We start from the raw sequence: 12,779 nt of genomic DNA on the forward strand, positions 1-12,779 counted from the left end.
GGTGGTTTTGCGAGTCTTCTCGTCCCTTTTGGGATGCGGAGACTTTTTATTATTTATAAAAAATTAAAATTGGAGGCAGGAATTAATGGACTACAAAGACACACTTCTTATGCCGCAAACGGACTTCCCAATGCGCGGCAACTTGCCAAACAAAGAACCGCAGAGACAAGCAGATTGGTATGAGAACCATCTGTATGAGAAAGTACAGGAAAGAACGAAAGGGCGTCCTCTTTTCATTCTTCATGACGGCCCTCCATATGCCAATGGTGACATCCATATAGGTCATGCACTTAATAAAGTTTTGAAGGATTTCATAACACGATATAAGTCTATGTCCGGATATCATGCTCCGTACGTTCCAGGATGGGATACACACGGGCTTCCGATTGAAACGGCACTTGCGAAGAAAAAGGTTGACCGCAAGAAGCTGAGCATTGCTGAATTCAGACAGAAATGTGCTGAATATGCATTGCAACAAGTTGATGGACAGCGTGAACAATTCAAAGGCCTAGGTGTTCTTGGTGACTGGGAAAATCCTTATATTACATTGACGAAAGAATATGAATCTGCACAAATTCGTGTGTTCGGTGAAATGGTGAAAAAAGGTTACATCTACAAAGGATTGAAGCCGGTCTATTGGTCACCTTCTTCTGAATCAGCACTTGCTGAAGCTGAGATTGAATATCATGACAAAAAATCACCATCCATCTATGTGACTCTTGAAGTGACAGACGGTAAAGATGTTCTTGAAGGCGGCGAGAAGTTCATCATCTGGACAACAACGCCTTGGACAATGCCTGCCAACCTCGGTATTAGTATTCATCCGAACTTGAGCTATGCTGTTGTAGCTGTAAATGGAGAGAAATACATTGTAGCCAAGGATTTGATTGAAGCAGTAGCTGAAGAACTTGACTGGTCCGATTATGAAATTGTCAAGACGTTCAAAGGTGAAGAGGCCGAACGAGTTGTAGCAAAGCATCCATTCTATGATCGTGATTCAATCGTCATGCTCGGTGAACACGTAACAATCGAAGCCGGTACGGGTTGTGTTCATACGGCTCCAGGGCATGGTGAAGATGACTTCTATGTAAGCCGCAAATACGGAATTGAAGCACTTTGTCCAGTTGATGATAAAGGTTACTTTACAAATGAAGCTCCTGGTTTTGAAGGCATGTATTACGATGAGGCGAATAAAGTCATTACCGAAAAACTTGATGAAGTTGGCGCATTGTTGAAGCTTAAATTCATCACACACTCTTATCCGCATGACTGGAGAACAAAGAAGCCGACAATTTTCCGTGCAACTGCACAGTGGTTCGCATCTATTAAAGATTTCCGTCTGGATATCCTTTCCGAAATCAAAAAAGTACACTGGTATCCACATTGGGGTGAGACGCGTCTTTACAACATGGTCCGTGACCGTGAAGACTGGTGTATTTCACGTCAACGTACATGGGGTGTTCCAATTCCTGTCTTCTATGGTGAAGACGGTACGCCAATCATCACAGATGAAACAATCACTCATATTTCCAAGCTGTTCAAGGAACATGGATCTAATATTTGGTTCGAATGGGATGCAAAGGATCTCCTTCCGGAAGGTTATACTTCTGAGTACAGCCCGAATGGCGAGTTCACGAAGGAAACAGACATCATGGACGTTTGGTTCGATTCTGGCTCTTCTCATGAAGCGGTCCTTCATGAGCGTGATAATTTGCGCCGTCCTGCAGACCTTTACCTTGAAGGCAGTGACCAGTATCGCGGCTGGTTTAACTCATCGCTTTCAACAGCGGTTGCAATCACTGGCGAATCACCATACAAGACAGTACTCAGTCATGGATTTGTCCTTGATGGCGATGGCCGCAAGATGAGTAAATCACTTGGTAATGTCATCGTTCCTTCAAAAGTACAGAAGCAGCTTGGAGCGGATATTCTTCGTCTTTGGGTATCTTCTGTAGATTATCAGTCCGATGTCCGTATTTCCGATGACATTTTGAAACAGGTTTCAGAAGCTTACCGTAAAATCCGTAATACATTCCGCTTCATGCTTGGTAACCTGTTTGACTATGATCCGAAAGTGAATCGTGTTGATGATGACCAGCTTGAAGAAGTGGATCGTTTCATGCTTCACCGTTTGCAGGACTTGACTAAAGAAGTGCATGAGAGCTATGAAGGATACGATTTCTCAAATGTCTTCCAGCTGATCCACAACTTCTGTTCAGTCGAACTCAGCTCATTCTATTTGGATTTTGCAAAAGATATCCTTTATATCGAATCAGCTGACAACATTCGCCGCCGCAGCTTACAGACGAGCTACTATGAAATCGTTACAAGCCTTGTCAAACTGCTAGCACCTATCATTCCTCATACTGCTGAAGAGGTTTGGGAGCATGTGCCTGGTGCAGAAGAGGAAAGCATTATGCTTACAGACATGCCACAGCCGCGCTCATTGAACAATGTAGATGTCGCTAAGTGGGATCTGTTTATGAAAGTCCGCGATGACATCCTGAAAGCTCTTGAAGAAGCGCGAAACGAGAAAGTAATCGGAAAATCACTCGAGGCAAAAGTAACAATTGTGCCGCAAGATGATGAAGTGAAGGAAATGCTTGCTCAAATTCCGCATCTGAATCAGCTTTGCATCGTTTCAGAAGCAGTCGTTGCCGATAAGGAACCAACAGCTAAAGTGTATCGCTATGTAAATGTAGCTGTTGAGAAACATGAAGGTGAACGCTGTGAACGTTGCTGGGTTGTTTCCGAAACAGTCGGAAATCACGATAAGCATCCTGAACTTTGTGAACGCTGTGCAACAATCATTGAAGAAAGTTACAACAGCTAATTTCAAAAAACCGCCTGTCAATGAAGACAGGCGGTTTTTTAGATGGATAAAGTGCTGTGATATGCTAAAATATAAGAGGCAAAAGGCCTGATTAGGTAAACATGAAGCGGAGGAAAACATGTACATATATTATTTGCTCGCCATTCTTGTCATTGGATTAGACCAGTGGACAAAATGGTTGATTGTAAAAAAGATGGATCTGTATGAATCAATACCGGTAATTGATGGCTTTTTCCATCTGACTTCCCATAGGAACAGGGGAGCTGCATGGGGAATACTTGAAGGCAAAATGTTCTTTTTCTATGTAGTCACAATTGTTGTTGTCGCTGGAATCGTCTATTATATGCAAAAGCATGCAAAGGGCAACCGGCCTCTTTCGGTATCTTTAGCACTCATACTTGGTGGGGCGATCGGTAATTTTATCGACCGGGCAACGAGAAAAGAAGTTGTTGATTTTTTTGATTTTAATATTTTTGGTTATCATTATCCAATTTTCAATATTGCGGATTCAGCTCTTGTGATTGGAATTGTCATGTTGCTGATCGTATCTTTTATTGAAGAGAGAAAGAAAGGGAAGGCATCCTAATGAACAACTATGTAATCAAGGCAGAAGATGCAAAGACACGTATTGACAAGCTGCTTGCAGCCCTGAACCCTGAGCAGTCTCGTTCCCAACTCCAGAATTGGATTGAGAGTGGACATGTTACTGTTAATGAAAAATCGGTGAAAACGAATTATAAATGCCAGGAAGGAGATGAAATCAAGTGGAGCGAGCCGGCAGCGGTTCCACTTGAGCTTGAAGCAGAAGATATACCACTTGATATCATATATGAAGATCGCGATGTTCTTGTCGTCAATAAACCAAGAGGAATGGTGGTCCATCCATCGGCAGGTCATCGTTCAGGTACGCTGGTGAATGCACTTCTTTACCACTGTAAAGACCTTTCCGGCATTAATGGTGTGGAACGCCCTGGCATTGTTCACAGAATTGATAAGGATACGAGCGGACTTCTCGTTGTTGCTAAGAATGATAAAGCACATGCCAGTCTTGCTGAACAGTTGTCGGAGAAAACGATTGAACGTAAATATGAAGCAATCGTTCATGGTATTATCGAACATGAAACGGGTCTTATTGATGCACCTATCGCTAGAGATCCTAAAGACAGACAACGCATGGGAGTAGTGCAGGGAGGTAAGCCTGCTGTCACACATTTCCACGTTCTGGAACGCTTTGAAAATTTCACGTATGTTGAATGTCGTTTGGAGACAGGAAGAACACATCAGATTCGGGTCCATATGCGCTATATTGGGCATCCTTTGGCAGGAGATCCGAAGTATGGGCCGCGCAAGACATTGGACATCGGAGGACAAGCTTTACATGCTAGGGACATTGGATTTGATCATCCTTCAACAGGAGAATTCATGCGCTTTTCCGTACAAGCACCCCAGTACTTCCAGGATTTGTTGACAAGACTCGACAAAATGTCTTGACTTAAAACAGTATATCTGTAATAATAGGACCAACTCAATAAGTCCTTTAACAAAGTCCAGAGAGGCTTGGAAGGAAGCGGTTTGCGCATGCGAGATGAGGCATGTGTGCATAGTGACGCCCTTTTTTCCACCTGGAGAGAAGGGCGTTTTCTTATGTCCGTATAAAGGGCAGTTAAGAAAGGAGCGGTTAGATGTACAAAAAAACAACAGTGCTTGATGACGCGGCAATTGGCCGGGCGCTGACCCGAATTGCGCATGAAATACTTGAACGCAATAAAGGAGGAGAAAATCTCCTTCTGGCGGGAATTAAGACACGCGGAACACCGCTCGCCAAACGTCTCCAAGAAAAAATATTAAAAATTGAGAACATCGAAGTGCCTATAGGTGAAATTGACATTACACTGTATCGTGATGATTTGGAGTATGTCAGAAATGATTCCGATCCAAAAGTGAAAGCGGCAGAATTCGAAATTAGCCTTGAGGGCAGAACAGTTATTTTAATTGATGACGTTCTTTATACAGGAAGAACTGTAAGAGCCGCCATGGATGCAATTATTGACCAGGGCAGACCGTCACAGATTCAACTGGCTGTCCTTGTTGACAGAGGTCATAGAGAGCTGCCAATCAGGGCAGACTATGTTGGAAAAAACATCCCAACTTCTCTAGATGAAGTCGTCGTAGTTAAGCTTGAAGAATCAGATCAAATAGATGAAGTAAGCATTTTTGATAAAAACGAGCCAGGCCTTTAATTAAGTCCAGAGAGATTTAAAAGGTTGCAGCGGCATATGTGCATTGATTTTGTCATGCACAAAAAGCCTCTTTGCAGCCATCTGCAAGGAGGCTTTTGTTTTATGCAAAAAAACCTCTTGCTCCCTCTAATCCCGGAATTGCCAAGGAGGACAACATGAAACATTTTATTTCAGCAAGCCAACTTAGCGTCGAAGAAATTCAGGAATTGTTGCAAACTGCAGAACAACATAGACAACATGACGTGCACATAGCAAAGAAAGTATTCGCGGCCAACCTGTTCTTTGAACCAAGTACACGAACATTGATGAGCTTCATCATTGCCCAGCGTAAATTGGGTATCGAAGTACTAGACTTTAACCCGCAGAGCTCAAGTGTCCAAAAAGGCGAATCCCTTTATGACACAGCAAAGACATTTGAATCGCTTGGAGCAGATCTCTTGATAATAAGGCATTCATCAGACCACTGGGTAGATGAGTTCAATTCTAGTATTTCTGTGCCAATCATCAATGCGGGGGCAGGTACGTTGGATCATCCAACGCAATGCATGATTGACCTTGATACGATTTATCAGGAATTCGGATCCTTTAAAGGTCTTAATGTTGTTATTGTAGGCGATATTCGTCATAGCCGTGTCGCTCATTCAGACGCAGTAGCCTTGCAGAAGCTTGGAGCTAATGTATATTTAAGTGCTGCCCCGGGCTTTGAAGATCCTACATTAGATCTTCCTTACATCTCAATAGACGAAGCTGTTGAGATGTGTGATGTAGTTATGCTGCTCCGCATCCAGCATGAACGTCATAATGAATATACTGATCCAATGCTGAATTATCACCAATGCTATGGTCTGACAACAGAACGTGAGAGAAGAATGAAAAAAGATGCGATCATCATGCATCCGGGTCCTGTTAACCGCAATGTTGAAATTGCATCTTCTCTTGTTGAATGTGAACGCTCTAGAATATTCAAACAAATGGCGAATGGCGTGCACGTTCGCTCTGCAATTATGGTAACCTTATTAAAAGAATGGGGGATTATAGATGAAAACTCTATTGTATAATGCGAAACGATTGAATGAAGATGGCGCTATTGTAGAGACAAGCCTGCTCATTGAAGATGGAAAAGTCAAGGAAATTGCTGCAGGAATCGATTCAGCAGCTGATCAGAAGATTGATTGTGAAGGGCATCTTCTTCTGCCAGGTCTTGTGGATGTACATATTCATTTGCGCGAACCAGGCGGTGAACATAAAGAAACAATCAAGACTGGAACGGAAGCTGCTGCACGTGGAGGATTTACAACAATCTGTTCCATGCCAAATACAAAACCTGTACCGGACTCTGTAGAGAATCTTCAAGATGTCAATCGTCGAATTGAAGAAACCGCAGCTATTCGTGTATTGCCATATGCCTCTATTACAAGAGAACTTCAAGGCGGCGGTGAATTGACTGATATTCCTGCCCTTGCAAAAAATGGAGCATTTGCATTTACTGATGACGGTGTTGGTATCCAGACCGCTCATGACATGCTTACAGCAATGAAACTTGCTGCAAAAGAAAATAAAGCTGTAGTTGCTCACTGTGAAGACAATTCTATCGTTTATGGTGGGGTTGTACATGACGGTGAAGTAGCTGAGCGCTTAGATTTGCCGGGACTTCCTGGTTTGAGTGAATCTGTTCAAATTGCTCGTGACGTATTGCTAGCTGAAGAGGCGAATTGCCATTATCATGTCTGCCATATTAGCACGAAGGAATCTGTTCGCGCTGTTCGTGATGCAAAAGCTGCTGGGATTAAAGTGACTGCAGAAGTAACACCACATCATCTATTGCTTACTGAATTTGATGTCGTAGATCGAAATGATACGAATTTCAAGATGAATCCGCCATTAAGAAGCAAGGAAGATCATCAGGCAATTCTTGATGGACTTTTTGACGGTACTATTGATTTCATCGCTACTGACCATGCACCTCATGCAGAAGAGGAGAAAGCAAAAGGATTTATTGAATCTCCGTTTGGTATTGTCGGCCTTGAAACAGCATTCCCGCTCATGTACACATACTTTGTCCAAGAAGGCAAATGTACCCTGAAGCAGCTTGTTGAATGGATGGCAACGAAACCTGCTGATGTATTTGACCTGCCATATGGTAAAATGGAAGAAGGCGCAGTGGCTGATCTTGTCCTTATGGATCTTGATAATGAATATACAATTGACAAAAATGATTTCAAATCAAAAGGTCGTAACACGCCATTCCATGGCTGGAAAGTGAAAGGCCGTCCGGTTCTGACGATTTTTGAAGGTGAAATTGTCTATGATTTGAAAAAAGAAGGCAAGTAATTGCAAGACGTCTTATGAACGGAAATGAATACAACCTTGAGGTGCTTATCAATGATAAAAAAAGAATTCATGGAAATTATCTCGAATAAAGAGATTGCGCTCGATACATTTGAATTAGTGTTAAAAAATAAATATGTTAGCCAAGCAGCAGGGCCTGGCCAATTTTTGCATATCAGTTTACCGGGACATACACTGAGACGTCCGATTTCCATTGCTAGCGTTGACCCTGATGCTTGCACTGTGACAACGATTTTCAAAGTGATTGGTTCAGGTACAAAAGCCCTTTCTTTCTGTAAAGAAGGAGAGATGATTGATGTTCTCGGGCCGGGAGGCAATGGGTTCAGTCTCGAGAATGAGGCCGGCTCTCGTATTCTGCTTGTTGGCGGAGGAATTGGTGTCCCGCCACTCTACTATCTTGGCAAACAGTTGGCTGCACAGGGGCATAAGATTGTTTCAGTGCTCGGTTTTCAAAACAAAGAGAGTGTTTTCTATGAAGAGCGCTTCAAGGAATTCGGTGAAGTTCATATAGCGACGGACAATGGTTCATACGGCACGAAGGGATTCGTGACGGACGTAATAGGCAATATTGGTGAAATAGATCGTTACTATACAGTCGGTCCAATTCCAATGCTGCGGGCAGTTACTGAGAAACTTGCCGGTACGCCGGGTTATATTTCACTTGAAGAACGAATGGGTTGTGGAATCGGTGCCTGCTATGCTTGCGTTATTCCTCTTAAAGGTGAGGAACATGGCTATAGGAAAATCTGTTCGGAAGGCCCTGTCTTCGAAGCAAATGAGGTGGCACTATGATCGACTTGTCAGTTAAACTTCCAGGATTAGATATGAAAAATCCAATTCTACCGGCATCTGGTTGTTTCGGATTTGGCAGGGAGTTCAGCAATTTTTATGATTTGTCCAAGCTCGGCGGTATTACGATGAAAGCAGCGACACTTCATGCCCGTTACGGTAATCCGACACCTCGTGTTGCCGAGACGGCTTCCGGTATGCTGAATGCTATCGGATTGCAAAACCCGGGAGTGGCCAAAATCATTCAGGAAGAAGTTCCTTTTCTTGCTCAGTTTGACACGAAGATTATGGCCAACATTGCTGGGAGCACAGCTGAGGAATATATTGAAGTAGCAAAAAGTTTCAATGATACGGATGATGTCCATGCCCTTGAGCTGAATATATCATGTCCGAACGTAAAAGAAGGCGGTATCCAGTTTGGAACGGATTGCATGATGGCAGCATCTATTACGGAACAGGTGAAAAAGGCAAGCCGCCATCCAGTTTATGTAAAGTTGTCTCCAAATGTATCTAATATTGGAGAGATGGCAAAAGCGGTGGAAGCAGCAGGAGCCGACGGGATTACGATGATCAATACGCTTACAGGAATGCAGATTCACTTGCCTTCCAAGCGTCCGTTGATTGCGAACAAAACTGGCGGGCTTTCGGGTCCGGCAATCAAGCCGGTAGCTGTGCGTATGATCTATGAAGTGAAACAGCAAGTGAATATCCCGATTATTGGAATGGGTGGCATTTCTACAGCTGAAGATGTATTGGAATTTCTATTGGCAGGGGCAAGTGCTGTTGCAGTAGGCACAGCTAATTTCCAAAATCCGTGTGTATGTTCAGAAATCATAGACGAGTTGCCACAAGTGCTTGAATGTTACGGGTTCAACAGTGTTCAGGAAACAATTGGAAAGGGGATCCAATAATGGACCATCATAATATGTATCTCGCACTTGATCTGCCTAACTGGGAAGAGGCAGGAAAGTTTTTGGATGATAATAAACTTCACGGTGTGCCTGTAAAAGTAGGCATGGAAATGTTTTACCGAGAAGGCATTTCAGTAATTGAAAAACTTAAGGAAAACAATCACCCGATTTTCCTTGATTTAAAATTGCATGATATCCCTACAACGGTTATGCGTGCAATGAAAAATCTAGCGCGTCTTGATGTTGATATGGTGACAATCCATGCACTTGGCGGTGGGGAAATGATCGCAGGGGCGAAAGAAGGTCTGATTGCAGGATCAAGATCAGGAAAAGAAACAAAGCTTGTCGCTGTGACACTTCTTACGTCAATGGATCAAAATGCACTTAACAATGAAGTTGGTATTCAGGGAGAAATGACTGAACAGGTCATCCGTCTGGCTTCAGTTGCAAAAGACAATGGAGCAGACGGTGTTGTATGCTCTGTTCATGAAGCAAAGCAAGTTAAGGATCAGTGTGGCCCTGAGTTTCTCACAGTTACTCCAGGAATCCGTCTTGTAAAATCGCAGCAAGATGATCAAAAGCGTGTCGCAACACCGAAATTTGCCAGGGAAAACGGTTCAGACATCATAGTTATCGGCAGAAGCATTACCCAGGCAGAGAACCCGGTTCGTGCCTATCAGCAAGCGTTGGGAGGATGGCATGATGGCAAGTAAGCATGATATTGTAAAGGATCTTCTTGATATAAAAGCAGTGCAAATCAAAACAGAAGGCTACTTCACATGGACTTCAGGGTTAAAATCACCAATCTATTGTGACAACCGCCTAACAATGTCTTATCCGGCAGTCCGCCGTAAGATTGCAAAAGCTTTTGCAGAGAAAATTAAGGAACTCGGTGTAAAGCCGGATGTGATTGCCGGTTGTGCAACTGCGGGTATTCCACATGCTGCTTGGCTTGCAGAAGAACTTGATCTTCCAATGGTTTATGTGCGCAGTAAGCCAAAAGCACATGGAAAAGGCAATCAGATTGAAGGTGCAGTTTCTGCGGGTCAAAAAGCGATTGTAATTGAGGATCTCATTTCTACAGGTGGTTCCAGCATTGAATCTGCTAAAGCACTTCAGGCAGAGGGCGTGGAGGTCATTCAAGTTATGGCGATCTTTACATACGGTCTAGACAAAGCGAAGAACAATTTCGCTGAAGCAGGTCTAGATTACTCCACAATCTCAGGATTTGACCAGCTGATCGACCTGCTTGTAGATGAGGGAGAGATTACGACAGCTGATAAGGAAAAGCTTCTTGACTGGCGCAGTCAATTGTAAAAGAGCTGAATCATCAGCTCTTTTTTTGTTTATATAAAGGCAAAAAGTGGAATAATCCCATTATTAATACAAGGAAGGGTGTTGCGATATGGGAAAAGTGTTCTTTACATCAAAAGCAACTGCGAAAAATGGACGTGATGGCCATGTTAAATCTGACGATGGTTTAATTGATTTTGATTTAGTGAACCCCCTTAGTAAACGTGATGTTAAAGGTTCAAATCCGGAGCAATTGTTTGCAGCTGCCTATTCCGCTTGCTTTGATGGTGCGCTGAATAAAGTTGCAAAGAAGAAGAGCCTTACAATAGACTCGGAAACAACAGCTGAAATTGGATTTCTCGAAGATGATGCAGATAGTGGTTTTAAGATCCAGGCAGATTTATATGTAGAGATTAATGGAGTGAGCCCAGAACAGGCAGAAGAACTTGTAGAGGCGGCTCATCAAGTATGTCCTTATTCAAAAGCAACACGTGGTAATATTGAAGTCAAACTTCATCCAATTGCAAAATAATAGAAGAAGCTGGCAGAGCTTAGTTAGCTCCTGCCAGCTTCTTTCATTTCTCTAATTTTTCTTTCTTCAGGTGTTACAAACACTGTTTTTTGATTATCGTAGGTTACAAAACCAGGCTTCGCACCACTCGGTTTCTTAACGTGTCGAACTTTTGTGTAATCTACAGGAACAGAAGAAGATTCACGGGACTTACTAAACCAAGCTGCGAGTTGAGCTGCTTCCAGGATTGTTGTTTCACTCGGATCTTCAGAGCGGATGATAACATGGGAGCCTGGTATATCTTTTGTATGCAGCCAGATTTCATCTCGGCGGGCAATCCGGTTTGTAAGGTGATCATTCTGTTTATTGTTTTTACCTACAAAAATTACTGTGCCATCTGAAGCAGCGAACTGTTCTGGCTCCGGTTTTTGTGACTTGTTCTTTTGTTTTGTCGTAGTTTTTTTCTTCAAATAGCCTTCTTGCAGCAATTCCTCACGTATTTCCTCAAGATCTTCAACACGCGCACTGTCTATTTGCTGAAGCAAGGAATCGAGATAATCGATTTCTGCCTTCGTCTTTTTCATTTCGGTTTCCATATGAACTTTTGAATGTTTTAGCTTTTGGTAGGTTTTATAATAACTTTGAGCGTTATCACTTGGACTCTTTTGTTGATTGAGTTCAATAGTCACCTTTTTTTGTTCAGGATCATAATAGTCAGTCACCTCAACTGATCTATCTCCTTGTTTTACGAGATGGAGATGCGCTGTCAACAGTTCACCGAGACGTTGATATTTCTCTGCGTCCTCTGACTTTTGTATTGTGTTCTCCTGTTTTACAAGCTTACGTTCGTTCTTTTCTTTCTCTGTTTTAAGGAAACGATGCAAATCTTTGGCCTGCTGACGAACCCGGTCACGTTGAGCTTTACCGGAATAAAATTGGTCTAGCATTGTCTGTACATCCGCAAAAGTTTCTTTTTCACCTTTAACTGACGTAAGATTTAAAACGTGAAAATCTTCTTTATCCCCGTTTATATAAGTGGACGGGTCAAGATTGCCTTCTTCAATTTGCTGTTTCATTTCCAGAAATGCACGTTCATAATTACTTCTCTCTCCAAGACCTGCTCGTGAGACGAGCTCTTTGGCGATCACAGTCGAGAAACCAGTCAGATTGCTCACGATCTGTTTGTCGATTCGCCCCTGGTTAAAGTCAATGAGGCGGATAAATCCTTCGCCATCCAGTTCGAGCGGATTTACTTTTTCCTGGGCAGGTGGAAGTACATAGGGCTGGCCAGGTAAAATGGAACGAACCCGATTCTGTGCACTGGAAATATGTTTTATGCTGTCAATGATGTTGTTCTTATCAGCATCGACAAGCATAATATTGCTATGTTTGCCCATGATTTCTATATTAAGCTGCCTGGTCGAAATGTCTCCTATTTCATTACGGGCTTGCATTTCCATGGTGACAATACGTTCCATTCCGAATTGACGGATTTCCTGAATAACAGCACCAGTAAGATGCTTGCGCAACACCATGCAAAACATCGGTGGTTCTTGAGGATTGGCAAATTTGTCACCTGTCAAGTGAAGCCGCGCATAATTCGAATGAACAGATACGACCATGTTTCGGTTCTTGCCTTTTGCCCTGATTTGCAGAACAATTTCTGTAGGAGAAGGCTGGTATATTTTATTAATTCTGCCCCCGGTTAGCATTTCTGCAAGTTCTCCGGTAACAGCTCTTGTTACGATTCCATCAAATGGCATGCGATCACCTCTGCTCTGCATTATAGCATGATTGTGGACAAGGCTGCATACATATCCCTTAAGGGTCATGAAGAACAGTATTGACAACGG

General features: G+C 42.9%; 12 protein-coding genes and 1 other annotated feature (1 of these 13 only partly in view). Of the genes, 11 read left to right on the top strand and 1 reads right to left on the bottom strand.

Features of this window, described 5'->3' with window-relative positions; translation table 11 throughout:
- Positions 1-30 (top strand) — a binding site (T-box leader) (it extends 213 nt beyond the left edge of the window).
- 55 nt (positions 31-85) lie between these two features.
- From ileS to QR721_RS05750, 11 genes are all read left to right on the top strand, one after another.
- Entirely contained in the window at positions 86-2,833 is a 2,748-nt protein-coding gene (ileS, locus tag QR721_RS05700; protein ID WP_348029491.1) for an isoleucine--tRNA ligase, read from the top strand.
- A 118-nt stretch (positions 2,834-2,951) separates the two neighbouring features.
- Positions 2,952-3,419: a signal peptidase II gene (lspA, locus tag QR721_RS05705; RefSeq protein ID WP_348029492.1), complete on the top strand. Its 468-nt coding sequence runs from the start codon at positions 2,952-2,954 to the stop codon at positions 3,417-3,419.
- Positions 3,419-4,324 carry an RluA family pseudouridine synthase gene (locus QR721_RS05710; protein WP_348029493.1) on the top strand — a complete coding sequence of 302 codons (906 nt, stop codon included), beginning with the start codon at positions 3,419-3,421 and terminating at the stop codon, positions 4,322-4,324. Before lspA ends, QR721_RS05710 begins: the two co-directional genes overlap by 1 nt.
- 191 nt (positions 4,325-4,515) lie before the next feature.
- On the top strand, positions 4,516-5,073 hold the full coding sequence (gene pyrR / locus QR721_RS05715) for a bifunctional pyr operon transcriptional regulator/uracil phosphoribosyltransferase PyrR (protein ID WP_348029494.1): 558 nt from the start codon (positions 4,516-4,518) through the stop codon (positions 5,071-5,073).
- Between the two features lie 155 nt (positions 5,074-5,228).
- Positions 5,229-6,131: an aspartate carbamoyltransferase catalytic subunit gene (locus QR721_RS05720; protein WP_348029495.1), complete on the top strand. Its 903-nt coding sequence runs from the start codon at positions 5,229-5,231 to the stop codon at positions 6,129-6,131.
- Positions 6,112-7,404: a dihydroorotase gene (gene pyrC / locus QR721_RS05725; RefSeq protein WP_348029496.1), complete on the top strand. Its 1,293-nt coding sequence runs from the start codon at positions 6,112-6,114 to the stop codon at positions 7,402-7,404. Before QR721_RS05720 ends, pyrC begins: the two co-directional genes overlap by 20 nt.
- A 51-nt stretch (positions 7,405-7,455) precedes the next feature.
- On the top strand, positions 7,456-8,214 hold the full coding sequence (locus tag QR721_RS05730) for a dihydroorotate dehydrogenase electron transfer subunit (RefSeq protein WP_348029497.1): 759 nt from the start codon (positions 7,456-7,458) through the stop codon (positions 8,212-8,214).
- Positions 8,214-9,122, top strand: a complete 909-nt coding sequence (locus QR721_RS05735) for a dihydroorotate dehydrogenase (protein ID WP_348029791.1) — start codon at positions 8,214-8,216, stop codon at positions 9,120-9,122. Before QR721_RS05730 ends, QR721_RS05735 begins: the two co-directional genes overlap by 1 nt.
- Positions 9,122-9,835, top strand: a complete 714-nt coding sequence (pyrF, locus tag QR721_RS05740; RefSeq protein WP_348029498.1) for an orotidine-5'-phosphate decarboxylase — start codon at positions 9,122-9,124, stop codon at positions 9,833-9,835. Before QR721_RS05735 ends, pyrF begins: the two co-directional genes overlap by 1 nt.
- The gene (pyrE, locus tag QR721_RS05745; RefSeq protein ID WP_431189518.1) at positions 9,825-10,439 is read left to right on the top strand and encodes an orotate phosphoribosyltransferase; all 615 of its coding nucleotides are present in this window, start codon (positions 9,825-9,827) and stop codon (positions 10,437-10,439) included. The genes pyrF and pyrE overlap by 11 nt, the downstream gene beginning before the upstream one ends.
- Before the next feature lie 88 nt (positions 10,440-10,527).
- Entirely contained in the window at positions 10,528-10,947 is a 420-nt protein-coding gene (locus QR721_RS05750; RefSeq protein WP_348029500.1) for an organic hydroperoxide resistance protein, read from the top strand.
- 23 nt (positions 10,948-10,970) lie between these two features.
- Here QR721_RS05750 and QR721_RS05755 read toward each other — a convergent pair whose 3' ends face one another.
- A complete protein-coding gene (locus QR721_RS05755) occupies positions 10,971-12,689 on the bottom strand; it encodes an Rqc2 family fibronectin-binding protein (RefSeq protein ID WP_348029501.1) in 1,719 nt (572 codons plus the stop codon).
- Positions 12,690-12,779: the final 90 nt, after the last annotated feature.

The sequence above is a fragment of the Aciduricibacillus chroicocephali genome, from assembly GCF_030762805.1.
GTDB lineage: Bacteria > Bacillota > Bacilli > Bacillales > Amphibacillaceae > Aciduricibacillus > Aciduricibacillus chroicocephali.

Coding starts and splice junctions, on each gene's coding strand:
- ileS (WP_348029491.1), top strand. CDS start 86: ATGGACTACAAAGACACACTTCTTATGCCGCAAACGGACTTCCCAATG.
- lspA (WP_348029492.1), top strand. CDS start 2,952: ATGTACATATATTATTTGCTCGCCATTCTTGTCATTGGATTAGACCAG.
- QR721_RS05710 (WP_348029493.1), top strand. CDS start 3,419: ATGAACAACTATGTAATCAAGGCAGAAGATGCAAAGACACGTATTGAC.
- pyrR (WP_348029494.1), top strand. CDS start 4,516: ATGTACAAAAAAACAACAGTGCTTGATGACGCGGCAATTGGCCGGGCG.
- QR721_RS05720 (WP_348029495.1), top strand. CDS start 5,229: ATGAAACATTTTATTTCAGCAAGCCAACTTAGCGTCGAAGAAATTCAG.
- pyrC (WP_348029496.1), top strand. CDS start 6,112: ATGAAAACTCTATTGTATAATGCGAAACGATTGAATGAAGATGGCGCT.
- QR721_RS05730 (WP_348029497.1), top strand. CDS start 7,456: ATGATAAAAAAAGAATTCATGGAAATTATCTCGAATAAAGAGATTGCG.
- pyrF (WP_348029498.1), top strand. CDS start 9,122: ATGGACCATCATAATATGTATCTCGCACTTGATCTGCCTAACTGGGAA.
- pyrE (WP_431189518.1), top strand. CDS start 9,825: ATGGCAAGTAAGCATGATATTGTAAAGGATCTTCTTGATATAAAAGCA.
- QR721_RS05750 (WP_348029500.1), top strand. CDS start 10,528: ATGGGAAAAGTGTTCTTTACATCAAAAGCAACTGCGAAAAATGGACGT.
- QR721_RS05755 (WP_348029501.1), bottom strand. CDS start 12,689: ATGCCATTTGATGGAATCGTAACAAGAGCTGTTACCGGAGAACTTGCA.